Annotated in this window: 27 protein-coding genes; 12 read left to right on the forward strand and 15 right to left on the reverse strand. The window is 59.8% G+C overall.

What is annotated here, in order from left to right; genetic code table 11:
• Nucleotides 1-4 precede the first annotated feature (4 nt).
• A complete protein-coding gene (locus ACR0DT_RS14290) occupies nt 5-1,129 on the reverse strand; it encodes a CAP domain-containing protein (protein ID WP_480711395.1) in 1,125 nt (374 codons plus the stop codon).
• Nucleotides 1,130-1,423: 294 nt separating this feature from the next.
• A complete protein-coding gene (gene rpsU / locus ACR0DT_RS14295; RefSeq protein WP_005614280.1) occupies nt 1,424-1,630 on the reverse strand; it encodes a 30S ribosomal protein S21 in 207 nt (68 codons plus the stop codon).
• Between the two features lie 111 nt (nt 1,631-1,741).
• Between rpsU and ACR0DT_RS14300 the strand changes: the two genes are divergently transcribed.
• Nucleotides 1,742-2,434: a COQ9 family protein gene (locus ACR0DT_RS14300; protein ID WP_480711396.1), complete on the forward strand. Its 693-nt coding sequence runs from the start codon at nt 1,742-1,744 to the stop codon at nt 2,432-2,434.
• Nucleotides 2,435-2,489: 55 nt separating this feature from the next.
• On the forward strand, nt 2,490-3,476 hold the full coding sequence (locus ACR0DT_RS14305; protein ID WP_480711397.1) for an NAD(P)H-quinone oxidoreductase: 987 nt from the start codon (nt 2,490-2,492) through the stop codon (nt 3,474-3,476).
• A 31-nt stretch (nt 3,477-3,507) separates the two neighbouring features.
• On the opposite strand, the gene ACR0DT_RS14310 is transcribed toward ACR0DT_RS14305, so the two are convergent.
• The gene (locus tag ACR0DT_RS14310; protein ID WP_480711398.1) at nt 3,508-4,365 is read right to left on the reverse strand and encodes a DUF2189 domain-containing protein; all 858 of its coding nucleotides are present in this window, start codon (nt 4,363-4,365) and stop codon (nt 3,508-3,510) included.
• Nucleotides 4,366-4,556: 191 nt separating this feature from the next.
• Between ACR0DT_RS14310 and ACR0DT_RS14315 the strand changes: the two genes are divergently transcribed.
• Entirely contained in the window at nt 4,557-5,540 is a 984-nt protein-coding gene (locus ACR0DT_RS14315) for a quinone oxidoreductase family protein (protein WP_480711399.1), read from the forward strand.
• Nucleotides 5,541-5,589: 49 nt separating this feature from the next.
• Here ACR0DT_RS14315 and ACR0DT_RS14320 read toward each other — a convergent pair whose 3' ends face one another.
• The 9 genes from ACR0DT_RS14320 to ACR0DT_RS14360 form a co-directional block, all read right to left on the reverse strand.
• Complete coding sequence (locus ACR0DT_RS14320; protein WP_480711400.1) at nt 5,590-6,123, reverse strand: outer membrane protein; 534 nt, start codon at nt 6,121-6,123, stop codon at nt 5,590-5,592.
• A gap of 429 nt (nt 6,124-6,552) precedes the next feature.
• Nucleotides 6,553-7,026: a YHS domain-containing (seleno)protein gene (locus ACR0DT_RS14325; RefSeq protein ID WP_480711401.1), complete on the reverse strand. Its 474-nt coding sequence runs from the start codon at nt 7,024-7,026 to the stop codon at nt 6,553-6,555.
• Nucleotides 7,027-7,163: 137 nt separating this feature from the next.
• Entirely contained in the window at nt 7,164-7,475 is a 312-nt protein-coding gene (locus tag ACR0DT_RS14330; protein WP_480711402.1) for a hypothetical protein, read from the reverse strand.
• Entirely contained in the window at nt 7,472-8,077 is a 606-nt protein-coding gene (plsY, locus tag ACR0DT_RS14335; RefSeq protein WP_480711403.1) for a glycerol-3-phosphate 1-O-acyltransferase PlsY, read from the reverse strand. Before plsY ends, ACR0DT_RS14330 begins: the two co-directional genes overlap by 4 nt.
• Nucleotides 8,077-9,357: a dihydroorotase gene (gene pyrC / locus ACR0DT_RS14340; protein ID WP_480711404.1), complete on the reverse strand. Its 1,281-nt coding sequence runs from the start codon at nt 9,355-9,357 to the stop codon at nt 8,077-8,079. The genes plsY and pyrC overlap by 1 nt, the downstream gene beginning before the upstream one ends.
• The gene (locus tag ACR0DT_RS14345) at nt 9,354-9,740 is read right to left on the reverse strand and encodes a hypothetical protein (protein ID WP_480711405.1); all 387 of its coding nucleotides are present in this window, start codon (nt 9,738-9,740) and stop codon (nt 9,354-9,356) included. The genes pyrC and ACR0DT_RS14345 overlap by 4 nt, the downstream gene beginning before the upstream one ends.
• Complete coding sequence (locus ACR0DT_RS14350; RefSeq protein WP_480711406.1) at nt 9,725-10,243, reverse strand: hypothetical protein; 519 nt, start codon at nt 10,241-10,243, stop codon at nt 9,725-9,727. The genes ACR0DT_RS14345 and ACR0DT_RS14350 overlap by 16 nt, the downstream gene beginning before the upstream one ends.
• Nucleotides 10,240-11,175, reverse strand: a complete 936-nt coding sequence (locus tag ACR0DT_RS14355; RefSeq protein ID WP_480711407.1) for an aspartate carbamoyltransferase catalytic subunit — start codon at nt 11,173-11,175, stop codon at nt 10,240-10,242. The genes ACR0DT_RS14350 and ACR0DT_RS14355 overlap by 4 nt, the downstream gene beginning before the upstream one ends.
• Before the next feature lie 59 nt (nt 11,176-11,234).
• Nucleotides 11,235-11,840 carry a scavenger receptor class F, member 2 gene (locus ACR0DT_RS14360; RefSeq protein ID WP_480711408.1) on the reverse strand — a complete coding sequence of 202 codons (606 nt, stop codon included), beginning with the start codon at nt 11,838-11,840 and terminating at the stop codon, nt 11,235-11,237.
• Nucleotides 11,841-11,949: 109 nt separating this feature from the next.
• Between ACR0DT_RS14360 and ACR0DT_RS14365 the strand changes: the two genes are divergently transcribed.
• From ACR0DT_RS14365 to ACR0DT_RS14390, 6 genes are all read left to right on the forward strand, one after another.
• A complete protein-coding gene (locus tag ACR0DT_RS14365; protein WP_480711592.1) occupies nt 11,950-12,714 on the forward strand; it encodes a uracil-DNA glycosylase in 765 nt (254 codons plus the stop codon).
• Nucleotides 12,714-13,313, forward strand: a complete 600-nt coding sequence (locus ACR0DT_RS14370) for a metallophosphoesterase family protein (RefSeq protein ID WP_480711409.1) — start codon at nt 12,714-12,716, stop codon at nt 13,311-13,313. The genes ACR0DT_RS14365 and ACR0DT_RS14370 overlap by 1 nt, the downstream gene beginning before the upstream one ends.
• The gene (locus ACR0DT_RS14375; RefSeq protein WP_480711410.1) at nt 13,310-13,930 is read left to right on the forward strand and encodes a LysE family translocator; all 621 of its coding nucleotides are present in this window, start codon (nt 13,310-13,312) and stop codon (nt 13,928-13,930) included. Before ACR0DT_RS14370 ends, ACR0DT_RS14375 begins: the two co-directional genes overlap by 4 nt.
• 6 nt (nt 13,931-13,936) lie before the next feature.
• On the forward strand, nt 13,937-14,479 hold the full coding sequence (gene moaB / locus ACR0DT_RS14380; protein WP_480711411.1) for a molybdenum cofactor biosynthesis protein B: 543 nt from the start codon (nt 13,937-13,939) through the stop codon (nt 14,477-14,479).
• Between the two features lie 106 nt (nt 14,480-14,585).
• The gene (locus tag ACR0DT_RS14385) at nt 14,586-16,040 is read left to right on the forward strand and encodes an efflux RND transporter periplasmic adaptor subunit (RefSeq protein WP_480711412.1); all 1,455 of its coding nucleotides are present in this window, start codon (nt 14,586-14,588) and stop codon (nt 16,038-16,040) included.
• Nucleotides 16,041-16,045: 5 nt separating this feature from the next.
• A complete protein-coding gene (locus ACR0DT_RS14390) occupies nt 16,046-19,447 on the forward strand; it encodes an efflux RND transporter permease subunit (protein WP_480711413.1) in 3,402 nt (1,133 codons plus the stop codon).
• On the opposite strand, the gene ACR0DT_RS14395 is transcribed toward ACR0DT_RS14390, so the two are convergent.
• Entirely contained in the window at nt 19,428-19,859 is a 432-nt protein-coding gene (locus ACR0DT_RS14395; protein WP_480711414.1) for an NUDIX hydrolase, read from the reverse strand. The genes ACR0DT_RS14390 and ACR0DT_RS14395 overlap by 20 nt on opposite strands.
• Before the next feature lie 3 nt (nt 19,860-19,862).
• Nucleotides 19,863-20,675: a protein-disulfide reductase DsbD domain-containing protein gene (locus tag ACR0DT_RS14400; protein ID WP_480711415.1), complete on the reverse strand. Its 813-nt coding sequence runs from the start codon at nt 20,673-20,675 to the stop codon at nt 19,863-19,865.
• A 146-nt stretch (nt 20,676-20,821) separates the two neighbouring features.
• On the opposite strand from ACR0DT_RS14400, the gene ACR0DT_RS14405 reads away from it, so the two are divergent.
• Nucleotides 20,822-21,376 (forward strand): YqgE/AlgH family protein, encoded by a 555-nt coding sequence (locus tag ACR0DT_RS14405; protein ID WP_170516713.1) that lies wholly within the window; start codon nt 20,822-20,824, stop codon nt 21,374-21,376.
• Here ACR0DT_RS14405 and ACR0DT_RS14410 read toward each other — a convergent pair whose 3' ends face one another.
• Nucleotides 21,377-22,327, reverse strand: a complete 951-nt coding sequence (locus ACR0DT_RS14410) for an L-threonylcarbamoyladenylate synthase (RefSeq protein ID WP_480711416.1) — start codon at nt 22,325-22,327, stop codon at nt 21,377-21,379.
• A gap of 138 nt (nt 22,328-22,465) precedes the next feature.
• Here ACR0DT_RS14410 and ACR0DT_RS14415 point away from each other — a divergent pair, with 138 nt between their 5' ends.
• Nucleotides 22,466-24,169: an acyl-CoA dehydrogenase family protein gene (locus ACR0DT_RS14415; RefSeq protein ID WP_480711417.1), complete on the forward strand. Its 1,704-nt coding sequence runs from the start codon at nt 22,466-22,468 to the stop codon at nt 24,167-24,169.
• Nucleotides 24,169-25,215, forward strand: a complete 1,047-nt coding sequence (locus ACR0DT_RS14420) for an MBL fold metallo-hydrolase (RefSeq protein ID WP_480711418.1) — start codon at nt 24,169-24,171, stop codon at nt 25,213-25,215. Before ACR0DT_RS14415 ends, ACR0DT_RS14420 begins: the two co-directional genes overlap by 1 nt.
• The last annotated feature ends 1 nt before the right edge of the window (nt 25,216 follow it).

Here is a 25,216-nt window from a genome sequence, read left to right on the forward strand (position 1 = left end):
GATTTTAGGCAAAGTCCATCATGCATCCGTTATCGACCGGCATCAGGACAAAGAAATCGTCTGGTTCATCTGCCGTCATCACCGGGGAATCATCGTTTGCCGCTGGCTCGGCTCCGCACATATCCAACGTCAGCATGAAGTCATCTTCCATGGTGTCCGCAACGGTTACCGGGTTGTCGTTCATCCTGAAGTCGTCGACCAACGCCAGCAGGTCGTTCACGAAGTCTTCGATCGCTGCAAGGAACTCTTCAACGTTGAAGCAATCGCCCGCCACTGTATCGGTGACATCCGGTTCCGGTGTGTCCGGCTCTTCGGTTTCGGTGACGTCAGTGTCCGGTGTTTCTTCGACCGGTTCTTCGGTCTCGGTGACGTCGGTGTCCGGTGTTTCTTCGACCGGTTCTTCGGTTTCGGTGACGTCAGTGTCGGGTGTTTCTTCGACCGGTTCTTCGGTTTCGGTGACGTCAGTGTCGGGTGTTTCTTCGACCGGTTCTTCGGTCTCGGTGACGTCAGTGCCCGGTGTTTCTTCGACGGGTTCTTCGGTCTCGGTGACGTCAGTGTCCGGTGTTTCTTCAACCGGTTCCTCGGTTTCGGTTACATCGGTATTCGGATCTTCAATCACAGGCTCTTCGGGCTCTGCCACTTCGTCCGTGGGCGGCGTTGGGACTACACCGTTGTCCAGCACGACCTCGGCATCTGTGGTGGCAAAGTTCTGGGTCACCATGACGGCGTCCCACCCATTATAGTCGCCTTCTTCAATCCCAATGCCGATATACTCATAATCAGGATTCAGGATGTTGGCGCGGTGGCCAGAGCTGTTCATCAAGCTTTGGTGCAGTTGCTCGACATCGTCACTGATGCCCTCGGCGCCACGTTCGGATTGCCAGGCGATGTTCTCACCCGATCGCCAGCTGCCCGAAAAGTCGAACCCGGCGTCCTCCATGCGTTCGGTCGCGCTCGAGCCGCCCGATCCGGTGTGGCTGAATATATCGGCATTCAGCATCCAGGTGCTGTGATCCTCGGCCGATGCGTTCAGGCGTGTTTCCAGTTTTAGCGGGTTCAGCCCGCGAGATGTGCGCTCTTCGTTGATTAGCGCCAGCATTTCTTGCTCGAATGTACTTGCAGTCGACATGGTAGCCTCCGTTTGTGTGGTCGTCTGAGTAGACGGGGCCAGTTACAGGGGGCGTCGAACGGACGGACAGAGCTGTTCAGATATCAGGCGAATTTCAGCAGGGGCATGCTACCGGTACGGGATTCGCTGCGCTGCAAAATGCCGGGCAAAATGTTGCTTGGCGCAATTTAGCAGCTTGTCGCTTAGGGCTGTAGCAGACTCGGCGGAATGCAACCGGTGCTAGAAACGACAAACCCCCGGGCGATGCCTCGGGGGTCGTCAAATAGTGTCATCCAAAGCTGGACGAGCGAGGTTTTAGAGCAAACCTTCGCGCTGTGCTTTCTTACGTGCCAGTTTACGGGCACGACGGATCGCTTCAGCCTTCTCGCGCGCTTTTTTCTCGGACGGTTTCTCGAAATGTTGCTTCAGCTTCATTTCACGGAACACGCCTTCGCGCTGCAGCTTTTTCTTCAGGGCACGAAGCGCCTGATCGACGTTATTGTCGCGAACACTAACCTGCATGTGGTTGTCACCACCTTTCTAGATAGAGTTGCAAGGAAATTGCAGGAGTTGGCCGTATAGCAAAGCCGGTCTATCTTGTCTAGTACTGGCCCCGAGAACCGGAGACCCGCCATGACCGTTACCTATGAAGATGCAAAACAACAACTTTTGGACGCGATGCTGACCCACGTTCCCTTCGATGGCTGGTCCGAGGCCAGCTTTCGCGCCGCGATCACCGATTGCGATATGGATGACGGTCTGGCACGGGCGATCTGCCCCCGAGGCGCGGTTGATCTGGCGCTGGCATTCCACGCGCGCGGGGATGCGGCCATGGTGGACCGTCTGAAATCCACCGACCTGAGCGAGTTGAAATTCCGCGACCGCGTGGCCGCTGCCGTCCGGTTTCGGCTTGAGGCTGTGCCGGACAAGGAACTGGTGCGCCGCGGTATGACGCTGTTTTCGCTGCCGACACATGCGGCGGATGGGGCCAAGGCGTTGTGGCAGACCTGCGATCTGATCTGGGACACGCTAGGCGACACTTCGGACGATGTGAACTGGTACACCAAACGCGCGACCCTGTCGGGGGTCTATTCCTCGACCCTGTTGTTTTGGCTGGGTGACGATTCCCCGGATCACCAGAAGACGTGGGAGTTTCTGGACCGTCGCATCGACAACGTGATGCAGATCGAAAAGCTCAAGGCGCAGGTTAATGGCAATCCGCTGTTCAAACCGTTTCTGGCGGTGCCGAACTGGTTCGCCAGCCAGGTTAAGCCACCAATGAAAATGCGGGGCGATCTGCCCGGAATGCTGAACCCGCGCAAGTAAGCATCTGGGCCTTGCAGAATTTGCCTGCTAGGCATTGGGCAAAGGAGATTTGCCCATGACCCAGACGATGCGCGCCGTTGAGATCACCGAACCCGGTGGACCGGAGGTCTTGCAGCTGACCGACTGCCCTGTGCCGGAACCGCAGGCCGGTCAGGTGATCCTGAAAGTGGCTTATGCGGGGGTGAACCGCCCAGACGCTTTGCAGCGTGCAGGCGCTTATGATCCCCCGCCGGGTGCTAGCGATCTGCCGGGTCTGGAAGCGTCGGGCGAAGTCGCGGCCATTGGCGCGGGTGTCGAAGGTCTGTCGGTTGGCGACAAGGTCTGTGCGTTGTTGCCGGGCGGCGGGTATGCCGAATATGTCGCCACGCCCGCCGCGCATTGTTTGCCGGTGCCCGAAGGCATGGGGATGAAAGAGGCGGCTTGCCTGCCCGAGACCTTCTTTACCGTGTGGTCCAACGTCTTCATGCGCGGCGGGTTGAAGGCGGGAGAGCGTATTCTGATCCATGGCGGCTCTAGCGGTATTGGCACAACGGCCATCCAACTGGCCAATGCGTTCGGTGCACGGGTCTTTGCGACCGCCGGATCAGCTGATAAATGCGAGGCTTGCGTCAATCTGGGGGCGGAAAAGGCGATCAATTACCGGGACGAGGATTTCGTTGCTGTCCTGCGCGCCGAAGGCGGTGCAAACCTGATCCTCGACATGGTGGGTGGTGATTATATCCCGCGCAACATCAAGACGCTGGCCGAGGACGGGCGATTGGTTCAAATTGCCTTTTTGCAAGGCCCGAAGGTCGAACTGAATTTTGCCCTGATGATGGTGAAGCGTCTGACCCTGACTGGCAGCACCCTGCGCCCGCAAAGCGATCTGGCCAAGGCAAAGATTGCTCAGGATCTACGCGAGGCGGTCTGGCCATTGCTGAACGCCGGGAGGGTGGCGCCCGTTATGGACAGCGAGTTCGCACTGGCCGATGCCGCCGCTGCGCATGCGCGTATGGAAAGTTCAAATCACATCGGCAAGATCGTTTTGAACGTTGCAGGCTAAACGGACAGGCGCGCGGTTCAGGCCGCGCGCTTTAGGCGACGGCCCGGCGATACAGGTGCCATGTGGCATGGCCCAGAACCGGCATCACCACGATCAAGCCCAGCAGCATCGGGATTGCGCCGATCACCAGCAGGGCGGCGACGATAAAGCCCCATGTCAGGATCACTCCGGGATTTTGCCGCAGCACCCGGACCGAGGTCACAACCGCTACCGGCAGACCCACCTTGCGGTCCAGTAATAGCGGAAAGCTGACCACGCTGATCGCAAGTGCGACCAGGGCAAACAGGAACCCTACCGCGTTGCCGAAGATGATCATAGTCCATCCCGCGCCGGTGGTGAATAGCTGTGTCACGAATGCTCCGATGGATGTGGGCAGATCAGGCCCTAGGGTGTGGACATAGATGCTCTGCGCCACCATTAGCCAGACCAGCAGTAGCATGACCAGATAGAAGCCCAACATCAGAATTGCCCCGAAGGACGGAGATCGGAACACGCCAAACGCGTCCAGCCAATGCACTTCATCCCCTTGTTCTCGTTTGCGGCTGATTTCGTACAGACCCACAGCGGCGATCGGACCGATCAGCGCGAAGCCCATGATCAGCGGTGCCAGCAGCGGCACCATATTGCGGTTCAGCCCGAACCCGAACATCAGCAACCCCGCGATGGGGTAGATTAGCACGATGAAGATGGCGTCTGCGCGTGTCTCCAGAAAGTCTTCATATCCTGCACGTAAACAGTCTCTGATGTCCTGCATTGTCAGGTTTTGCACCACCGGCAGATGTCGCGTATCCGAACTGCCGATGCGATTCACGCTTTCGGCTATATGATCACTGGTCGCGCCGATATTCTGGGCGGCCCAGCTAATTGGATTTCCAATAGTTTTCGCCATTGATTCCCCTCCCATTGCGTATCAGCGCAGCAGGGTGAATCCGGCAACAATTGCCTTGGGCCGGACCAGCCGGCAACGCCCAGTGGCTAGTATAGCACATTTTTTCACGTTGCGGTTGCGTGACGCGGAATAGTGCCGATTGCTCTGATTTTCTGGCGTGTTAGCTTGGACGCAGGCAACAGGAGGTCAGCATGCAGCAAACGGCAAGAACCGTCGTCATTTATGAACACGGCGGCCCCGAAGTTCTGAATATCGAAGACCGCCCCCTAGGGGACCCTGGCCCCGGCGAGGTGCGTATCCGCCACCATGCTTGCGGGCTGAATTTTATCGATATCTACCAACGTATCGGACTGTACCCAATGGACCTGCCCCACGCCTTGGGCATGGAGGCTGCAGGCGTGATCGAAGCTGTCGGCGAAGGCGTGACTCATCTGGAACCCGGCCAGCGCGCAGCCTACGCCGCGGCACCCGCTGGCGCCTATTCCGAAGCCCGGGTAATGCACGCCGCACAGGTTTGCCCATTGCCTGACGGGATTTCCTTTGATGCGGCGGCGGCGATGATGCTCAAGGGGATGACGGTCGAATACCTGTTTCACCGCACCACACCGTTGAAGCGCGGCGATACCGTTTTGTTTCACGCGGCAGCTGGTGGCGTAGGGCTGATCGCCTGCCAATGGGCCAAATCCGAAGGGATTACTCTGATCGGCACCGCCGGAACCGACGAAAAATGCAGTCTTGCGCAATTCAACGGTGCCGCGCATTGCATCAATTACCGGACCGAAGACTTTGTCGAGCGTGTTGCCGAAATCACCGGCGGCAAGGGCGTGGACGTGGTGATGGACTCAATCGGTGCGGATACGTTCAACGGGTCGCTGAACTGTCTCAAACCGCTGGGGATGATGATTTCCTTCGGCAATGCCTCGGGGTCGGTGCCTCTGATTGATATTGGGATGCTGGCCAAGAAAGGTTCGCTCAAGATCACCCGTCCGACCTTGTTTACCCATATCGCTGAACATGCGGTCTGTCAGGCGATGGCCCGGCGTTTGTTCGGTAAGGTTGAGGGCGGAGAAGTCAAAATTCACATTGATCAGCGTTTTCCGTTGGATCAGGTGGCTGATGCCCAACGCGCGCTTGAGATGCGGCAGACCACCGGTAGCACGGTGTTGGAGCCGTAAGACGCATCAGGTCCGGCGCGATTGACACCGGGCCTGATGATACATGCGCTTAGAACCGGTAAGCCGCGCGGATCTGGAACGTAGTTGCATCCACGTCGATACCCGTCGAGTCAAAATTGTCGAACTCGTGGTACAGGATTTCACCGCCGACGCTGATGTTTGGGGCAACAATCTGTTCGTAACCTGCGCCGATGAACCAGCCGTCATCACTGCCCAGATTGTCGGTCCCAGCTTTGGCATAGCCGCCGGTACCGTAAAGCAAGCCCTGAGGGTTTACTTTGTAGCCAGCTCGCGCCTTGAGGCGCCAAACGTCCTCAACCTCAACGCCCGGGGTCAATTCGACGCCGGTCCAGTCATAGTCAAAGCCGCCGCCGACAACCCAATCGCCAAGATCATAATCGTACCCGAGAATGATACCACCGATGGCGTCATCGCCTTCTACACCTGATAGATTGGTATCGATATCGGCGTAACCAAGCTGCGCACCGCCGTAAAACCCGGTCCAGTTGCCCGAGGATTGTGCCATCGCCGAACCTGAGGCGACGGTCGCGATTGCGGAAACCAATAGAAACTTACCTGTCATAGCGTAACCTTTCATTCGAATTGCTTTGCAGCAGTTTTGCGCTGTTCTTTCGTCTGTACTCATCACTACGGCCCGGCTTAGTAGCCGGATCACAGCCCGTTTACGGAATTCAATTCCAGAAAGTGTGCTGCTGTGCTCAAGTCAGCGGCACTGGCCCACGTGCCGTGGGTTTGTCGACAGGTGAAGAGGTAGGATGGTCATTTGGCGGTTTCAAACCGCTTTGGGTGGCAAGGTGATCTTCCGCCGATCCGCTTGTTTTCATCAGCAAATAGTTGCTGTTGGAGCCCGGGCGTCGATTTGTCGAATAAGGGCCAAAATTGGCAATAGCATACCTGACCGTTCTGATAATGAGACAGGAAGAATGGTCGGTGAGCATAAAAAACGGCGGCGAGATGCCTCGCCGCCGTAAAACTTTCAGAGATCAGCGAGTTACTGCTGCAGCTCAGCCGGATCTTTGTCGGCGATGTTTTCCCAGTTCACACCGGCTTTTTCGATGAAGCCCGGAACGTCGCCTTCCCAGCGTTCCTGAATGTCTTGCGACAGGTTCAGGTACAGTTTGTTGTCAACGATTTTCCAGTAGTTGGGGTCGCCGTCGAACTTGAAGCCCATCGCGGTACCGAATGCGCAGTAGCCGCCATATGCGGGCAGGTACGCTTCCGGGTTTGCTTCAAAGGCAGCTTTGTTTTCTTCCGAAGCAAAACGATACAGCGCGTCGTTGTGCAGGGTCGAGATGCGGTAATCGCCTTTGGTCGGCTCGCCTACGGTGAAATATGCAACCGGGTCATAGCCCTGCATCGCCAGACCGGTCGAGCTTGCGTTGATTTCTACACCAGCGGCCAGAGCCGAGCTTGCGATTGCAACGGACAGCGCGACACCGCCCAGAATGGATTTGAACTTGTTCATGGTTTCACCTTTCGTGAATAGGCTCGCTCAAGAGCACCTGAATTTTGCCCGGGCAAACCGGATTTTGTTTTTGCGACGCCGGTAATTGGCCGTCACAGGACCTCAATTGGGCAGTGCTCTGATCACGTTCAAGACAATCAATTGTGAAGGTGCGGTAACACAAGTTTTGGTGATTTTGATTGCGCTTCCGGTACCAGAGTAGTGACGAACGAAACGACCTTTTCGGCGGGCATTTCACAGGGACGCAGCAGGGCTCCACTGCGTCTGGTCAGATACAGGTTCAGGCTGATATAGTCCGGCCCGCCCAGTTCGTGCGCCACCAGTTTGTGGGATTTGCCAGCACTAAATACCGAGTGGCTGACAATATAGTGTCGCCCATTGGCGTGACCCGAGAACGTGCCCTTGGGCAGTGCAAAAAAGGCGTTCAAAAAGCCGGTTGGCGCGATCACGACTTGCCGATTTTCGGCTCGGTTCCGGCCTTGATCCGCGCCAGATTGGCGCTGTGGCGCCAATAGACCAGCAAGGTCAGGATAATGCTCAGTGCAAAGGCTGAACTGTCTGTCAGAACCAGCACCCAGACAACCGACATGGCTGCTGCCACCAGCGCGCCCAGAGATGAGATCCGCCAGATTGCCGCCGCCACCAGCCATGTCAGGCAGCAGGCCACGCCCACGCGCCAGTCCAGCGCCAGCCACAGACCCAGGAACGTGGCGACGCCCTTGCCGCCGTTGAAGCTCAGCCAGACCGGAAAGCAATGGCCCAAAAACGCGGCCAGCGCGGCGATCTGGGCGGCGTCTTCCACAGCCAGTGCCCGCGCCAATAGCACGGCCACCGCGCCTTTTGCGGCATCAAAGATCAGTGTCAGCGCGGCGGCGGCCTTGTTGCCGGTTCGCAGCACGTTGGTGGCCCCGATATTGCCTGACCCGATATTGCGCAGGTTGCCCAGCCCCATGACCTTGGCGATAATCATGCCAAAGGGAATGGACCCCATGAGATAACCAAGCACAGCCCAGAGGATCAGCTGGGTCATCGAACTGTCAAAGGGGGGCATTAGGGTCTCCGGTAAACTTCTTGTCCAGCCACGTAGGTTGCGGTGACCTTACCCTGCATCCGCTGACCGTCAAACGGTGTGTTTTGCGATTTCGATTTCAGCGTGAACCGGTCCAGCACAAAGGGCACATCCGGGTCGAACAGCACCAGATCGGCAGGCGCGCCCTCGGACAGGCGGCCGCTGTCCAACCCCAGCCGTTTAGCGGGGTTCAGCGCCATGGCCCGGAACAACGTCGGTAAGTCCAACTGATCCGCATGATACAGGCGCAGTGCGGCGGGCAGCAGCGTTTCCAGCGCGACCGAGCCCGAGGCGGCCTCTTCAAACGGCAGACGTTTGCTTTCTTCGTCCTGCGGTGTGTGCATCGAGCTGAGGATGTCGATCAACCCGCTGCGTACAGCCTCGATCACCGCTTGCCGGTCATCCTCGGACCGCAGCGGCGGCTTGACCTTGAAGAAGGTGCGATAGTCGGCCACGTCGAGCTCATTCAGCGTCAGATGGTGGATCGAGGTTCCGGCGGTGATGTCCAACCCGTTGCGCTTGGCCCGTTCCAACGCGGGCAAGGCGCGGGCAGTGGTGATCTGGTCGGCGTGGTATTTGGCGCCGGTCATTTCCAAAAGGGCGATGTCGCGGTCCAGCCCCATCCGCTCGGCCATGGGGGACACTGCGGGCAAGCCGCGCAGAGTGGCGAATTTACCGCTGGTCGCGGCGGCCCCGGCGCTGAGGATGGGTTCCTGCGGATGCGCGATAACCAGCGCGCCGCACGACCGTGCATAGGTCAGAGCGCGGGAAAATACCTTGGTGTTGGTCACTACGTGATCGCAATCGGTGAACGCTACTGCGCCTGCGTCTTGCAGAAAGCCGATCTCGGTCATTTCGCGCCCATCGCGCCCTTTGGTCAGGGCGGCCATGGGCAGCACATTGACCGGCGTATCTGCTTGTGCGCGGCGGGTGACAAATTCAAGGCTTTCGGGCGTGTCGATGGTCGGGCTGGTATCCGGGCGGGTAACGATCGTGGTTACCCCTCCGGCCGCCGCTGCAAGACCGGCGGATTTATAGCTTTCCTTGTGCCGCTCGCCCGGTTCGCAAACCTTGACGCCGATATCGACGATGCCGGGAGCCAGACAGTGCCCGTTACAGTCGACAATCTGAGCATCCGTGGACGGTGCATCGCCTTCGCCGCGCGATGAAATACTGCCTTTTGTCGCTTGCAGCCAACCAAGGCTGTCCGTGCCGGTTTCAGGGTCGATCAGGCGGGCGTTGGTGAAGATCAGTTTACTCATGCCATGGCCCTTTCGATTGCGGCTTTGGTGGCGGCGGGGTCCGATTGGTATTTGATAAGGTGCTTATCGCCGCCTTTGGTGACGATCTGGACAAAGCTGCCCATGGTTTTTAGAGCCTCGATCTGGTTCAGCGCCACCTTTCGTGGGCCGGGGCCGGTGAGGGTGGAGTCGGTCATCTGCCACGTGGCGACAAGTTCTTCCGAGGCCAGATACCACGCGCGGATGCCGATGGCGGCAAGACCGGCTGGAGCGCCAGTCCAGGGATAGGGATTGCCGATCAGCCACAGCACGATCATCGCGCCTGCCATGGCAACGGCTGCCAGCCAGGCGTTGGTGCGGATATAGGCCCCCTTGTCGGGCGCGAAGGTCACAGGATCAGCCACAGGATGCCTCCGACGGCCAACAGGATCAGCAGCGCCAGAACGGCCGAGCCGATGCGGCGCAGTTGGTCTGATTGCGGCGGGGTTTTAGAGGCCGAGAACGGTTTCGCGCTTTCGGTTTCAATCGGGCCGCGGGTCCAGTTGGTCGCCTCTTCGGTGAAAGGGCCAAACAAGTGCAATCGTCGGTCAGGGACAATTGTGACCGCGCGTCCACCAAAGGCGGCGCTGCGGACCACCATGACCCAACCCGTAATGGCGTCAAGCGCCTTGCGATCCAGCTGATCTGCGGACACGCCGCAACCTTCGTTCAGATAGCCATAAAGCCCCAGATCTTCGAGGTCCGAGACTGGAAAGATGTCGATCTGGTCCATATCCAGTGTCGTAACGCCCAGAACCTGATTGGCTGCACCGGGTTCACGCAGGAACTTGGCCTCTTCCGGGCGCATGTTCAGCGCGAACAGGCGGATCACGCCGCGTTCATGGGGGGCAACGGTCAGATCGCTCATGCTGCCTCGCGTAGGTTGCGGGCCAGCAGTTCCATCGCGGCCATGCGCACGGCGACGCCCATTTCGACCTGTTCCTGAATGACGGAACGGTTGATGTCGTCGGCCAGTGTCCCGTCAATCTCGACCCCGCGGTTCATCGGGCCGGGATGCATGACGATGGCGTCGGGCTTTGCCAGCGCCAGTTTGGCGGCATCCAGCCCGTAACGGTGATAATATTCACGCTCGGACGGGATAAAACCGCCATCCATCCGTTCTTTCTGAAGGCGCAGCATCATGACGACATCGACGTCCTTAAGGCCCTCGTTCATGTCGTCATAAATTTCGGCACCGAATTCGGCAAAGTGGCCGGGCACCAGAGTGGGTGGACCGATCAGGCGGATACGGTTTTCCATCTTGCCCAGCAAGATTAGGTTCGACCGCGCAACGCGGGAATGCGCAACATCGCCGCAAATGGCGATGTTCAACCGGTGCAATCGGCCCTTGGCGCGGCGAATGGTCAGCGCATCCAACAGGGCCTGCGTCGGATGTTCGTGCTTGCCATCCCCCGCGTTCAGCACCGCGCAGTTCACCTTCTGCGCCAACAGGTCGACCGCACCGGAATGCGGATGCCGTACAACCAACAGATCGGGATGCATTGCGTTTAGCGTCATTGCGGTGTCGATCAGGGTCTCACCCTTTTTGATCGAACTGGCCTGCATCGCCATGTTCATCACATCCGCGCCCAGACGCTTGCCCGCCAGTTCAAAGCTGGCTTGCGTGCGGGTCGAGTTTTCGAAGAACATGTTGATCTGCGTCAGCCCCGACAGCACGTCGGAATGCTTGGTCGATTGTCGATTCAGGTCGACATACTTTTCGGCCAGATCAAGAATGGAGGTGATATCGGACTGCGACAGATGCTCGATGCCAAGAAGGTGACGATGGGCGAAACGCATTGGCGGGCTCCTGTCTGACAATCGGGCCGCTTATAGGAAGGTCCGCGCGCCTAGGCAACCTAGGGATCGCTCCCTTCCGGCAGTTTCTCACATCCGCCTTCCGGCAGGCATTGCTCGCCGGGTTTGCACCATTTGCCATAGCCGCAGTCGATGGCCTTGATCGGCACACAGCCCTGATGTTCGGAACATTTGAACCCAGGGCGACATTGCGAGTCGGTTTCCTCGCATAAAAACCATCCGGGGCGCGTGCACCCGCCGCCGGGTATGCAGGACGATCCCGCACCGCAGGTCAGACCGTCGTCGCAAACGGTGGGCAGGCCCTCGATTGCCTTACTGGGGTCGAAATCAGGCGTGATGCGCTCACATTCGCGGCGTGCGTTGCAAATCGAGCCGCCCGGACAATCGGCGCGCGAAGTGCATTTGTTCGCCCCCGCGGGCGCGCATCGCGTGCCCCCCGCAACGCAGCGCTCAAATGGTCCGCAAGTGCGCCCACCGCCGCAATAGGTGCCGCCCAAGGGAATGCAGTGACCATCGAAGCTGCACCTTTGCCCGCCGGAACAGCACCTTGTGCCGCATTTGAACTGACCGGCACGGCATTGATCATTGCGATCGAAAAGCTGCGCAAAAGCAGGGCCGCTGAGTGTGGTCAGCAGCAAAGTAATCATGAGGAATCGCAATAGACAGAACATGAATGCCCTCATGGTCGGTGCGACGGACCGCCCGATCAAGGCCTATTCGCTTTCCCTCGTTCAAAAGCTGGTTAGATTGAGGGTTATGGAATCGGCTTTGGACTATCATACGGCGCGGGCTCTGCTGGAATGGCAGATCGAACTGGGCACAACGGACGCAATCGGCGACACGACGGTTGATCGCTTTGCGCTGCCCGACACTGCGCCGAAAGCCCAAAAAACCGCTACGGCCCAGACTGCCCCGGAAAAGTCCAAGCAGGTTGACCCGGTTGTGGTAGCGAAAGCGGCGGCCCAAAACGCGGGATCGTTGGATCAGTTGCGCGCGGCGATGGATGCGTTTGACCACTGCGAGCTGAAGCGAGGGGCGCGGCAGTTGGTCTTTGCCGACGGCACACCGGGCGCGCGGGTGATGATCATCGGCGAAGCGCCGGGCCGCGAAGAGGACCGTGAGGGCAAGCCCTTTGTTGGCCGCGCTGGACAATTGCTGGACCGGATGTTGGCGGCGATTGATCTGGACCGCAGCCAGAACGTCTATATCACCAACGTTCTACCCTGGCGTCCACCACAGAACCGCGATCCCAAACCCGAAGAGATCGGGATGATGAAGCCGTTTCTGGAACGGCACGTGGCGCTGGCCAAGCCCGAGGTTCTGGTGATCATGGGCAATATCAGCTGTCAGGCGGTGCTGGGCAAACGCGGCATTACCCGGTTGCGCGGGCAATGGAGTCAGGCGTTGGAGTTGCCAGTTATCCCGATGTTCCACCCCGCCTACCTGCTGCGCCAACCACAGATGAAGCGGCAGGCCTGGGCCGACTTGCTGGAGTTGAAAGCCCGGCTGGAGGGCAAGTGATGCGCATACTGGCCTTTTCCGATTTGCACATGGCGCGTAACCGTGCGGCCGACGTCGTGGCCGCAAGCGCCGAGGCTGATCTGGTGATCGGGGCCGGGGATTTCTGCAATATGCGGCAAGGGCTGGATCAAGCGATGGCGATGCTGTCCGGCATCACTGCGCCATTCGTGATGGTGCCGGGCAATGCCGAAAGCGCGCAGGAACTGGCAGAGGCTGCGCCCGAAGGCGGTCATGTGCTGCACGGCACCGGCATGACCTTGGACGGGTTGCGTCTGTTCGGGCTGGGGTATGGCGTGCCGGTTACGCCCTTTGGCGACTGGTCCTGTGACCTGACCGATGCCGAGGCCGCTGAATTGCTGGACCGCTGTGACGGGGCGGACATTCTGATCGCGCATTCCCCGCCTAAAGGGTACGGCGATGTCACGTCGCAGGGGGATGCAGTGGGGTCGGTAGCCGTGCGTGACGCGGTCGAACGCCTGCAGCCGCAATTCGCGCTGTGCGGCCACATCCATGACAGTTGGGGCTATCGCGGCAACATAGGCCGTACGCAGATCGCCAATCTGGGTCCCACAATAAACTGGTTCGAGGTCACCTTATGATCGAAACGATCACTCTGCTGGCTTTCATCCCGGCAGCTTTGGCGCTGAACTTCACCCCCGGCGCAGACATGTTGTTTTGCTTTGGGCAAGGACTGCGGTCCGGTGCCAAACCAGCTTTCGTCGCAAGCGCGGGGATTTCCGTCGGATCGATGGTTCATGTTCTTGTAGCGGGGCTTGGGTTGGGGGCCGCCGTAGCGACGATGCCGTGGCTGTTCGATGTAATCCGCTGGATGGGTGTCGCCTATCTGCTGTATTTAGCTTGGGGTGCGATCCGCAACGGGGCGGTCTCTGCCGATATACCTGCGAAGCCCACGCGGTACGCTTTTCGTGACGGGTTGGTTGTAAACCTGACAAACCCAAAGGTCATCCTGTTCGTTCTGGCCTTCATCCCGCAATTCGTGAACCCCGCCATCGGACCGATCCTACCGCAATTCCTGATACTGGGTGGAATCATCGCGCTGGGCGGGTTCGTGGTGAACGGGCTGGTGGGGGTTTTCGCCGGTGGCGCGGGGAAGGTTTTGATCTCGAATCCACGCGCCTCGCGTATCATTGGCTGGGTGACAGGGGGGATTTTCGCCGCCCTCGCCATCCGGCTTGCCATCATGGAAAGGGCCTGACGCCACATGTCGCGCATTGATGAAAGCATGGAATTCATTCCGGTTCGGATCGCCGTTCTGACCGTCTCGGACACACGGTCGCTAGACGACGACCGCTCGGGCCAGACATTGGTCGACCGGATCGAACGCGCAGGCCATTCATTGGCTGACCGCAAAATTATCCGTGATGAGCGCGGTGAGATTGCGGCGCAGCTGCGGCTGTGGGCCGGGGATCCAGAGATTGATGTGGTGATCTCGACTGGTGGCACCGGTCTGACGGGCCGTGACGTGACGGTCGAGGCGCACCGGGACGTATATGAAAAGGAAATCGAAGCGTTCGGCACTGTTTTCACCCTCATTTCGATGGAAAAAATCGGCACTTCGGCAGTACAGTCCCGCGCCACGGGCGGCGTGGCCCAGGGCACCTATCTGTTTGCTTTGCCGGGCAGCCCCGGTGCCTGCAAGGATGCTTGGGACGGTATATTGGAAAAACAGTTCGATTACCGCCATCGCCCCTGCAATTTCGTGGAAATAATGCCCAGATTGGACGAACATCTGCGACGGAAGTAGACTGGTTGCACGTATAACTGTTTGTAACCGCTTTGTGGCTTGGCATTTTTCCTTGCCCAGCTACCTTTTGCACGTGGCAGCCTGATGCAACCGGGGTAAGTGATAGATGCGATTTTTGAGGCAAAGCCTTGTTGGTGTCTTTCTGGCGTTTCTGACGCTGGCCCTGATATTTGTAGCGGTTCAACTGATCGTCAGCGCGGTGCAAGAGGCATTGAATCGCGACAGTGAGCCGCCCGCGGCACGCGAACGTATATTCGCCGTCAGCGTGCAACCGGCCGAGCTAGAGACCGTAACCCCCTATCTCGAAGCATTCGGCGAGGTACAAAGCCGCCGCAGGTTGGAACTGCGCGCGGCGCTGGGCGGGCGGGTCGTCGCCCTGGCCGAGGATTTCGAGGATGGCGGCGTTGTCACCACCGGAGAGGTGTTGGTCGAACTGGACCCGGCTGACGCGCAATCGGCGCTGGACCGAGCCAAATCCGACCTGCTTGACGCACAGTTCGAGGAACGAGACGCCGAACGCTCACTGCTTTTGGCGCAGGATGAGTTAAACTCGGCCGAGGCGCAGGCAGCCCTGCGCGGGCGCGCCATGCAGCGCCAGAAAGATTTGCAAAGCCGCGGGGTTGGAACCCCTGCCGCCGCGGAAGAGGCGGAACTGGCCGAAGCTGCCGCGCAACAGGCCGTTCTGGCGCGCCGCATCGCACTGGCGCAGGCTGAATCCCGGGTTGATCAGGCTACAACCTTGCTGGCCCGCGCCCGAATTGCGCTTGAAGCTGCTGAACGCGATTTGGATGACATGACGGTCCGCGCGCGGTTTTCCGGCACATTAACGGATGTGACCCTGGTCGAAGGGCGGCTGGTCGCTGCGAATGAAAAATTGGCGGAACTGGTTGACCCCAACGCGCTTGAGGTCGCGTTCCGCGTTTCGACCGCACAGTTTGTGCGCCTGTTGGATGCCGAGGGCGATCTGATCGCCGCGCCGGTGGCCGTATCGCTTGAGGTGACTGGCACCGATCTGACAGCCACGGGACGCATCAGCCGTGACAGCGGATCAGCGGGTGAGGGACAGACTGGGCGTTTGATCTATGCCCGTCTGGATGACGCGCCGGGCTTCAAACCAGGCGATTTCGTCACCGTTACGGTACAGGAACAGCCGCTGGATAACGTGGTGCGGTTGCCATCGTCGGTTTTGGATGCGGCGGGCACGGTGCTGGTGCTGGGCGCCGATGACCGGCTTGAGGCGTTGCCGGTGCAACTGATCCGCCGTCAGGGTGATGAGGTGCTGTTGCGCGGTGACGGGCTGGTCGGGCGCGAAGTTGTAGTTGGCCGGACGCCGCTGCTGGGTGGCGGAGTGCGTGTGCGCCCTCTGCGGGTCGAAGCCAATGCTGGGGCCGAGCCAGACATGGTTGAATTGTCGGACGAACAGCGTGCCCAACTGGTGGCGCGGGTTGAGGCCAGCGATCAGATACCCAAAGACGTCAAGGCCCGTGTTCTGGGGCAATTGAATGAAGGCCGTGTCCCGGCCTCACTGGTGCGCAGCATCGAGACCCGGGCAGGAGGGTAAGCGCTATGATGCGCGAGATCCCCGGCGCGGCGGGCGGTATCCTTAGCTACTTCACCCGCCATCGGACTGTGGCCAACCTGCTGTTGCTGGTGATGCTGGTTCTGGGTGCTGCAGCGATCCCGGCCATGCGGGCGCAATTCTTCCCGGACGTGATCCTTGAGCGCGTCGACGTCAATGTCGAATGGGAAGGCGCAGGCCCCGAGGATATAGATAACGGCATTGTCCAATTGCTGGAACCGGCCCTGCTGGCGGTCGAAGGGGTGGCCAGCACGCATTCGACTTCGCGTGAGGGGCGCGCTAGGATCGAGCTGGAGTTTGAGCCCAACTGGGACATGTCGCGCGCCGTTGATGAAGTCCGAACAGCCGTCGACAGTGTGACCAACCTGCCAGAAGACGCCGAAGAGCCCACGATCCGGCGCGGGGCGTGGCGGGATCGGGTGACAGATGTAGTCGTGACCGGCCCGGTCGATCCGGATCAACTGGCCAAGTTCACCGACGAGATGATCAATCGGCTGTTTGCGAATGGCGTGACCCGCACCACGATCCGGGGTCTTGCTGCTCCGCGTGTGGTGGTCGAGGTTCCAACGGCACAGTTGATCGCTAATGACGTCACTATGTCCGAGATTGCGCAGGCCATAGCCGCAGAGGCGATGGCCAGCCCCGCTGGCGACGTCACCGGTGCCAATGCCCGCATCCGCACTGGCACCGAAAAGCGCACTCCCGAAGAGATCGAGGGCATCGCACTGCGCAGTTTCGCCGATGGCTCCAAGCTCTATATTGGCGACGTGGCGGAAATCCGGGTCGAAGGGGTCAATCGCAATCGCAGCTACTTTGTCGGCAAAAACCCGGCCATGTCGGTGCGGGTCGACCGCTCGAACCTTGGGGATGCTATCGAGATTCAGCACACGGTCGAGGATGTGGTGGCCGAGCTTCAGGCCAGCCTGCCAGAAGGTGTGACGATCGAGCTGATCAGAACACGAGCGCAGGCGATCACCGACCGTCTGGATATTCTTGTCGACAACGGGCTGATGGGGCTGGGCCTTGTGGTCTGCTTGCTGTTCCTATTCCTGAATGCGCGCATCGCCTTCTGGGTTGCGGCGGGTATCCCGGTGGCGATGTCAGCGGCGATTGCGTTCATGTATATCGGCGGGCTGTCGATCAACATGATTTCTCTGTTCGGGCTGATCATCACCCTGGGCATTGTGGTGGATGATGCCATCGTGGTCGGCGAGCACGCCGATTTCCGTGCCCGCCGGTTGGGTGAGGCCCCGGTTGTGGCCGCCGAGCGCGCCGCACGGCGCATGGCGATGCCGGTTTTTGCTGCGACCCTGACCACCGTGATCGCCTTTTTTGGTCTGACCGCAATCGGCGGCCGGTTCGGAGAGCTGATCTATGACATCCCGTTTACCGTAATTGCGGTACTGATCGCCTCGTTGATCGAATGTTTTCTGATATTGCCCAATCATATGGCCCATGCCATTGCACATTCGGCCAAAGAACATTGGTATGACCTGCCCAACCGTGTGGTGAACCGTGGCTTCCGCTGGGTACGAGACCATCTGTTCCGTCCGCTGATCGCCTGGGTGGTCTGGGCGCGGTACGTGGTTGTTGCGGTGATGGTGGTGATTCTGGCCAGCCAGATTGCCCTGTTCATCAAGGGTGACGTGAATTGGCGGTTTTTCAACGCACCCGAACGCGGCTCGGTCACCGGCAACTTCATCATGGCCGAAGGTGCAACTCGCGAAGATTCGCTGGCGATGATGCACGAGATACAACGCGCCACCGAGGAACTGGGGCAGATTTACGAAGAACGTCACGGTCGTAACCCGATCGACTATGTTCTGGCTGAGGTCGGCGGCAATGCCGGATGGTTCAACCCGCCCGCCGCAGAAGGCAAGGATCAGGACCTTCTGGGAGGGATTTCAATAGAATTGATCGACGCCGACCTGCGCCCTTATTCTAGTTTCGAATTTGTGGGTGAATTGCAGGACTTTGTACCGCGTCATCCCAAGGTCGAATTGCTCAGCTTCCGTGGTTGGCGATCCGGACCCGGCGGTGACGCGATCGACGTGCAATTCTATGGCGCCGATGTGAATACCCTCAAGTCCGCTTCAGAAGATTTACAGGCCGAATTGTCGAAGTATCCCGAAGTTTCGGCGCTGGAAGATGACCTGACTTATGACAAAGAAGACTTCATTCTGGATCTGACCGCCAAGGGGCAGGCACTGGGCTTCCGCATGGAAACGCTGGGCCGCGTTCTGCGCGACCGGTTGAACGGGATCGAGGCTGCGACCTTCCCCGATGGCCCTCGCAGCACAGAGATTCGCGTGGAATTGCCCGAAGGCGAGCTGACGGCCGATTTCCTGGAACGCACTCTGATGCGCACGCCGGATGGCGTCTATGTGCCGCTGGCTGATATCGTCTCGGTCCAACGCAAGTCGGGCTTCTCGACGGTACGGCGCGACAATGGCCTGCGGTCGGTTTCGGTGGGCGGTGACATCTCCGAAGATGATCCGGCCCGCGCGGCAGAAATCGCCCGGGCATTGAACGAAGACATACTGCCCAAAATTGCCTCTGAACGGCAGGTTGAATGGCAGATGGCGGGTCTGAGCGAGCAAGAGGACGAATTTTTGACCGAGGCGCGTACAGGCCTGATCCTGTGTCTGACCGGGATTTACCTTGTGCTTGCCTGGGTCTTTGCCAGTTGGACACGGCCTGTGGTGGTGATGGCGATCATTCCGTTTGGGTTGGTGGGCGCGATCTGGGGGCACTACATCTGGGAAGTTCCCCTAAGCATGTTTACCGTGATCGGGCTGTTGGGGATGACGGGGATTATCATCAACGACTCGATTGTGCTGGTCACGACCATTGACGCCTATCAGCAAGAGCGCGGGCTAGTGCCCTCGATTGTCGAGGGCACAGCAGACCGGTTGCGCCCGGTGATGCTGACGACGCTGACCACGGTTCTGGGGCTAACTCCGTTGCTGTATGAGGGTTCGCAGCAGGCGCAATTCCTCAAACCGTCAGTGATCACGCTGGTGTATGGGCTGGGTTTTGGAATGTTACTGGTGTTGCTGCTAGTACCTGCGCTGCTGGCCATTCTTAACGACCTTTCACGTCCGATGACCGCATTGCGTCGTGCATTACGTGCACCGGATCGCGCGGTTCAGGGTGCAGTAACAGCCACCGGGCTCGTGCTGCTGCTGTGGTTTGGCGTGACGATGATCTGGCCTGCGATTGCAGGCGCGCCGGTTGGTCTGTTGTCAGGGCTCTATCCGGGGGAAGATGGTATCGCGGCTTTGCAAATGGGGCTGGGGGCCTTTGTCGCCGGGGCGCTGCCGATTTTGGTGCTAAGTGTAGCGCTGTCCGGTTTGCTTTATATACGCCTCAGGGGACGGGTGGCTTAGCGCGCAAGGCGGTTTCCAGCAAATCGATGACCCGGTCGCTCATGGGCAGATCACCCTTGCGTATCTGATCAATCGGAAACCAGCGGGCGTCCAGCGCATCATCCCCGGCTGTCGGAGAGCCTGAACAGTAGTCACAGGCAACCCCGACCAGCAGATAGTGCGACTGAACCAATCCCTGTTCGTCGTGGCGCAGCAGGTCCAGATTGTCGAGGTAATGCAGCGGCTCCGCGATGACGGAGGTTTCCTCACGCAATTCCCTTTGCGCGGCTTGCAGTACAGTTTCACCCCATTCCACGTGACCACCAGGAAACCCCCAGAGCCCCGCGTCGGGCTGCTTGCTGCGCTGCACCAGCAGCACGCGCGCCTCGTGCACCACAACGGCCAGCGCGCCGATCTTCGGAGTTTTCGCCATGCCTCAGCCCGCGCTGCATCCCTGAATGTCGACGGCGTGATTGGCCCCCAGCACCGTGATCCGGATATTGGACCGGTCCAGTGCAAAAGGTCCACCCGAGGCGCTGATCACCTCGGATGTGGCCACCAGAGTTCCACCTTGCCGCGTCGTTTCGGGTTCCGAGGCCCAAAGCGTAGGGTTGCCCGGTTCGATCACCGCAATCTCGCGCCCTCCGGCCGAGGGCATGGTCACGCGGGCTTCGATCTTCATCCCTTCCGAAGTTGGGGTCAGATGGCAACTGGCGGCGGTTACCCGAGCCTCTTTCGCGGAATAGGGGCGTTGGGCCAGCGCTGCGGCAATGGCCGGGTTGCGCGCGGCGTCGGCGTCCAATTTATGGTCGAAATTCAGCCTCTCTGGGATGCAGACATCCTTGCAGACGCCCAAATCCATTTCCCCACGCAGCCGCACGGGTTTGGCTGGATTGCGGGGGGTGATCTCAACCGGCAGCACCAGTTGGTTGGCATAGCCCAGGGATTGCAGACCGTTCTGAACAAATACGTCGGGGGCGGGCCATGTGATTTCCACATCGCCTACATTTTTCGAACGAGTCCAGTCGAACTGCGGCGGGATACCGGCATCGCCAGGCGCGCGCCAATAAGTTTTCCAGCCGTCCTTCAGCGTCAGCCGCAGCGCCCCCAGATAGGTGCCATTGGCCGTACGCCCACCATCAAGCACATCCAGTTGCACCACGTCGTCCTCAACCTGCGCATGGGCGGGGGCGGTCAGGGCAAAACAGGCGGTCAGGGCGGCTGCGGTTGATTTAAGAAAACGCTTCATACCACATAAATGCGCGGTCTTGCCGGTGAATCCAAGTCACGTTCCGGTCACTGCAATGAAATCTGGTGAAATGTGACCTGATCCCTTGCCAACCCCCACGTGCCGGGGTCATTGTTGAAGGAAGACGAAGCAAGAGTTTTAAATCCATGGATCTGACCGGAAAACTGTTGATCGCGATGCCTGGAATGGGTGATCCACGTTTCGATCACTCAGTGGTGTATATCTGCAGCCATGGCGAGGATGGGGCCATGGGCTTGATCATCAACAAACCGTCGGATTTGCGGATCAAAACCCTGCTGAGCCAGCTGAACATCGCCTGCAGCATCCCCGTCGTGGGGGAACGTCTGGTTCATTTCGGCGGCCCCGTCGAGATGTCGCGCGGTTTTGTCCTGCACAGCGCGGATTACGATGCCAACCTGCATTCCATGCAAATTTCGGATGATTTCAGCATGACGGCGACATTGGATGTGCTCGAGGATCTGGCCTCGGGGCGGGGGCCTTTGAACTCGATGCTGGCGCTGGGATATTCCGGTTGGGGTCCCGACCAGCTTGAGGATGAGATTGCTATGAACGGTTGGCTGACCACCGAGGCGACCTCGAAACTGGTGTTCGACGTTCCCGATGATGAGAAATGGGAGGCCGCGCTAGCCACGCTGGGTGTTGACCCGCTGACCCTGTCGGCCAGCGCCGGACGCGCCTGATCAGCCGTCGCGCGGCGCTGCGGCGCGGCGCAGGCGGTCATTGATGGCCGCGCCCAACCCATGATCGGGGATCGGTGACACCGCAATAGGGCGGCCTGTGGTGTTCAGCCTGTGTAAGGCCGAGAACAGGTTAGCGGCGGCTTCGGTCAGATCGCCGGTCTCTGAAAGGTTCAGATCACATTGAACGGGGCCAAACCCCAGCAAAACCTCGTCACCCTGCGTGCTGGCCGCGTTCAGGCGTACTGGCGCGTCGGGGGCGTAGTGCGATTGCAACTGCCCCGGTGCGGTCAGTACATCCGTGGTCTGATGCAGTTGCAGTTGCGTGTTCAGAACAGCTTCGATCTGTTCCAACGCCACACCGCCGGGGCGCAGCAATGCGGGCTCTCCGGCCAGTCCGACGATGGTGGATTCCAGACCAACACCGCAGGGGCCGTCATCCAGAATGGCCGCGATACGCCCATCCAAACCGGCCCGCACATGTTCGGCGGTTGTGGGGCTGATCTGGCCCGAGGGGTTGGCAGACGGTGCTGCCACCGGCCCGTCAAAGGCCGACAACAGCGCCCGGGCGGTGCCATGCGCGGGCACCCGAACCGCCAACGTCTCCAGCCCGGCTGTGACCAGCGGTGATATCCCGTGCCCCTCACGCAGAGGAAGAACCATTGTCAGGGGGCCGGGCCAGAACGCGGCAGCCAGCGTCTCGGCCCGCTCGGACCATTCGACATATCGCTGCGCTGCCTCAGCCGAGGCCACATGCGCGATCAGAGGGTTAAAGCTGGGTCGCCCCTTGGCCGCGTAGATGCTGGCCACAGCCTCGGAATTGCGAGCATCGCCGCCCAGCCCGTAGACGGTTTCGGTGGCAAAGGCGACCAGCAGGCCCTGCCGCAGCAAATCCGCCGCCTGCGCGATTCCGCCCGGATCGGCGGCTAAATCCAAAGTACCGTTGGGGATCATATCTGGTGACGCCGCGTTTTGATTGCTTGTACCACTTGGCTGGCTAGGTAATCGAATTAATCCAGGATGCATAAAGGTGGGCGTTGCAATTTCCAACCCCACCCGCGAAAAACCGAACAGACAACCCCGGGGGAAAACATGCCATACCGCGCGCCCATATCCGATTACGAAGTGATGTTCCGCCACGTCGTCGGATTCGATCAGATTGCGGCGACCGAAAAATTTTCGGAAGCCAGCGAAGATGTGGTCAGCGCGATCCTGACCGAGGCCGGCAAGATGTGCGAAGAGGTGATGGCCCCGCTGCAGCGCCCCGGCGACCTGGAACCGGCTCGGCTGGAAAACGGTGTGCTGCGAACCTCAGCCGGTTATGCCGAGGGCTGGAAGGCCATCGCCGAAGGTGGCTGGATCGGGATGAGTGGCGATCCGGAATATGGCGGCATGGGCCTGCCGATGGCTGTGACCACTGCAGTTAATGAGATGATGTCGGCTGCGTGTCTGTCCCTGCAACTGGCGCCACTGATGACCCAGGGCCAGATCGAGGCTTTGGAACATCACGCCAGCGACGAGTTGAAATCGCTGTATCTGCCCAAGATGATGGCGGGCGATTGGGCGGGCACCATGAACCTGACCGAACCGCAAGCCGGATCGGATGTGGGTGCGCTGTCCTCGAAGGCCGAAGCCAATGGTGACGGGACTTATGCGGTCAGCGGGCAGAAGATTTTCATCTCGTGGGGCGACAACGACTTCACCGAGAATGTCTGCCATCTGGTGCTGGCGCGCCTGCCGGACGGGGTGCCGGGAACCAAGGGGATTTCGCTGTTTCTGGTGCCCAAATATCTGCCTGATGAAAACGGCAATCCCGGTGTGGCCAACGATCTGAAAGTAGTGTCGCTGGAGCACAAATTGGGTTTGCATGGCTCACCGACCTGCGTGATGCAGTATGACGGGGCCAAAGGCTGGCTTGTGGGTAAGGAACATGGCGGAATGGCAGCGATGTTCACCATGATGAACAACGCCCGCCTGGGTGTTGGCGGTCAGGGTGTGGGGGCCGCCGAGGGCGCTTATCAGCGTGCTTTGGCCTATGCGCTGGAACGCAAGCAGGGCAAGACGCCCTCGGGCACGATCATTGACCACGCGGATGTGCGCCGGATGCTGATGAGCATGCGCGCCGATACCTTTGCTGCACGTGCCATCATGCTGGCCAATGCTGCGGCCATCGACATGGCCACGGCCACCGGAGATGCCGAATGGAACGCTCGTGCCGCTTTGCTGACCCCGATCTGTAAAGCCTTCGGGACTGAAACAGGCATGCGTGTCTCGGAAACCGGTGTGCAGGTTCACGGCGGCATGGGCTTCATCGAAGAAACTGGTGCTGCTCAGTATTACCGCGATGTCCGCGTCACCGCGATTTACGAGGGCACCAACGGCATTCAGGCCATGGACCTTGTGGCGCGCAAGATGATGGATGGGGGCGAAGCGGCCTCGCGCCTGTTGGATGAGATCGAGGATCACGCCGAACAGGCCCGCGCCAGCCTGCCGGATCTGGCGGGCCCCGTATGGGAAGCAACCGAAAGCCTGCGCGAGGCGACCGAATGGATCGTGGCGCAATCCGACATGAACGCTCGGTTTGCCGGTGCCGTGCCTTATCTGCACGCCTTTGCCCGCGTTCTGGGGGCGCATTACCATCTGAAGGCGGCACTGGCCGAACCCAACGGTCCGCGCTTTAAGCTGGCGCGGTATTACATCAACGCTTTGCTGCCGGAATACGCCGGTCTGCTGGCGCAGGCGCAGAACGGGGCCGAGGACATCTATGCCCTCAGCGCCGAGGAGTTGGCGGTTTGATGGACGGAGACACTCCTTTGGCGATGCGCTATCCGTGGCCTGAGCCTCCGGCCGAGGGTGAGGCGATCGAGATCGCCGAAGGGGTGCTGTGGATGCGCCTGCCGCTGCCGATGGCTCTGGATCACGTCAATATCTATGCGCTGGATGACGGCGACGGGTGGACGGTGATTGACACGGGGATGTCCTCGAACAAAACCCGGCGCATCTGGGAAGCGCTAATGGCGGGGCCGTTGGCGGGTAAACCGGTAAACCGAGTGGTTGTGACCCACCACCATCCCGATCACGTCGGCAATGCGGGGTGGTTCCAGTCCGAACATGGCGTGGAACTGGTCACGACCCGCACGGCCTGGCTGTTCGCGCGGATGCTGCAACTGGACGTGCAGGAAAGCTGGCCGCAGGAAACTTTGGACTATTACCGCAGCGCCGGGATGGACGCGGATCTTCTGGCCAGGCGGATGACCCAGCGACCGTTTAACTATTGCGACACGGTCTATCCCTTGCCTCTGGGCTTTACCCGAATCAAGCAGGGTAGTGTCATCCGCATGGGTGGGCGCGACTGGGACGTGCATATGGGCAACGGCCACGCGCCCGAACACGCCACGTTCTGGAGTCGCGATGACAATCTGGTGATCACCGGAGACCAAATCCTGAGCTCGATCAGCCCCAATCTGGGCGTCTATGTCACCGAACCGATGGCAGACCCGGTGGCCGAATGGCTTGAGGCCTGCGAGCGGTTGAAGGGCTTGGCGCGACCCGATCAACTGGCGCTGGGCGGACACAAGCTGCCCTTTACCGGTTTGCCATTGCGCATGCGGCAATTGATCGAAAACCACCACGGTGCGTTGGATCGTTTGCAGGATTATCTCGATCAACCCAAATCAGCTGCTGACTGTTTTTTGCCTCTGTTCAAACGTCAGATCGGAGAGCTTGAGTATGGGCTGGCGCTGGTCGAAGCGGTTGCACATTTGAACCATCTTTACCACATTGGAACTGTCACCCGGACGCGCCGCGCGGATGGGGCGTGGGAGTTTCAGCGCAAAGGGTAAA

Source organism: Ruegeria sp. BI11 (assembly GCF_056538005.1).

What these genes read in the sequence shown, in the direction of transcription:
- ACR0DT_RS14410 (WP_480711416.1), bottom strand. Translation starts at nt 22,327, where the DNA reads ATGATCCCCAACGGTACTTTGGATTTAGCCGCCGATCCGGGCGGAATC.
- rpsU (WP_005614280.1), bottom strand. Translation starts at nt 1,630, where the DNA reads ATGCAGGTTAGTGTTCGCGACAATAACGTCGATCAGGCGCTTCGTGCC.
- ACR0DT_RS14350 (WP_480711406.1), bottom strand. Translation starts at nt 10,243, where the DNA reads ATGAGCGATCTGACCGTTGCCCCCCATGAACGCGGCGTGATCCGCCTG.
- ACR0DT_RS14300 (WP_480711396.1), top strand. Translation starts at nt 1,742, where the DNA reads ATGACCGTTACCTATGAAGATGCAAAACAACAACTTTTGGACGCGATG.
- ACR0DT_RS14375 (WP_480711410.1), top strand. Translation starts at nt 13,310, where the DNA reads ATGATCGAAACGATCACTCTGCTGGCTTTCATCCCGGCAGCTTTGGCG.
- ACR0DT_RS14385 (WP_480711412.1), top strand. Translation starts at nt 14,586, where the DNA reads ATGCGATTTTTGAGGCAAAGCCTTGTTGGTGTCTTTCTGGCGTTTCTG.
- ACR0DT_RS14390 (WP_480711413.1), top strand. Translation starts at nt 16,046, where the DNA reads ATGATGCGCGAGATCCCCGGCGCGGCGGGCGGTATCCTTAGCTACTTC.
- ACR0DT_RS14395 (WP_480711414.1), bottom strand. Translation starts at nt 19,859, where the DNA reads ATGGCGAAAACTCCGAAGATCGGCGCGCTGGCCGTTGTGGTGCACGAG.
- ACR0DT_RS14420 (WP_480711418.1), top strand. Translation starts at nt 24,169, where the DNA reads ATGGACGGAGACACTCCTTTGGCGATGCGCTATCCGTGGCCTGAGCCT.
- ACR0DT_RS14365 (WP_480711592.1), top strand. Translation starts at nt 11,950, where the DNA reads ATGGAATCGGCTTTGGACTATCATACGGCGCGGGCTCTGCTGGAATGG.
- moaB (WP_480711411.1), top strand. Translation starts at nt 13,937, where the DNA reads ATGTCGCGCATTGATGAAAGCATGGAATTCATTCCGGTTCGGATCGCC.
- ACR0DT_RS14310 (WP_480711398.1), bottom strand. Translation starts at nt 4,365, where the DNA reads ATGGCGAAAACTATTGGAAATCCAATTAGCTGGGCCGCCCAGAATATC.
- ACR0DT_RS14305 (WP_480711397.1), top strand. Translation starts at nt 2,490, where the DNA reads ATGACCCAGACGATGCGCGCCGTTGAGATCACCGAACCCGGTGGACCG.
- ACR0DT_RS14355 (WP_480711407.1), bottom strand. Translation starts at nt 11,175, where the DNA reads ATGCGTTTCGCCCATCGTCACCTTCTTGGCATCGAGCATCTGTCGCAG.
- ACR0DT_RS14315 (WP_480711399.1), top strand. Translation starts at nt 4,557, where the DNA reads ATGCAGCAAACGGCAAGAACCGTCGTCATTTATGAACACGGCGGCCCC.
- ACR0DT_RS14320 (WP_480711400.1), bottom strand. Translation starts at nt 6,123, where the DNA reads ATGACAGGTAAGTTTCTATTGGTTTCCGCAATCGCGACCGTCGCCTCA.
- ACR0DT_RS14415 (WP_480711417.1), top strand. Translation starts at nt 22,466, where the DNA reads ATGCCATACCGCGCGCCCATATCCGATTACGAAGTGATGTTCCGCCAC.
- ACR0DT_RS14405 (WP_170516713.1), top strand. Translation starts at nt 20,822, where the DNA reads ATGGATCTGACCGGAAAACTGTTGATCGCGATGCCTGGAATGGGTGAT.
- ACR0DT_RS14400 (WP_480711415.1), bottom strand. Translation starts at nt 20,675, where the DNA reads ATGAAGCGTTTTCTTAAATCAACCGCAGCCGCCCTGACCGCCTGTTTT.
- ACR0DT_RS14325 (WP_480711401.1), bottom strand. Translation starts at nt 7,026, where the DNA reads ATGAACAAGTTCAAATCCATTCTGGGCGGTGTCGCGCTGTCCGTTGCA.
- ACR0DT_RS14290 (WP_480711395.1), bottom strand. Translation starts at nt 1,129, where the DNA reads ATGTCGACTGCAAGTACATTCGAGCAAGAAATGCTGGCGCTAATCAAC.
- ACR0DT_RS14370 (WP_480711409.1), top strand. Translation starts at nt 12,714, where the DNA reads ATGCGCATACTGGCCTTTTCCGATTTGCACATGGCGCGTAACCGTGCG.
- ACR0DT_RS14360 (WP_480711408.1), bottom strand. Translation starts at nt 11,840, where the DNA reads ATGATTACTTTGCTGCTGACCACACTCAGCGGCCCTGCTTTTGCGCAG.
- plsY (WP_480711403.1), bottom strand. Translation starts at nt 8,077, where the DNA reads ATGCCCCCCTTTGACAGTTCGATGACCCAGCTGATCCTCTGGGCTGTG.
- pyrC (WP_480711404.1), bottom strand. Translation starts at nt 9,357, where the DNA reads ATGAGTAAACTGATCTTCACCAACGCCCGCCTGATCGACCCTGAAACC.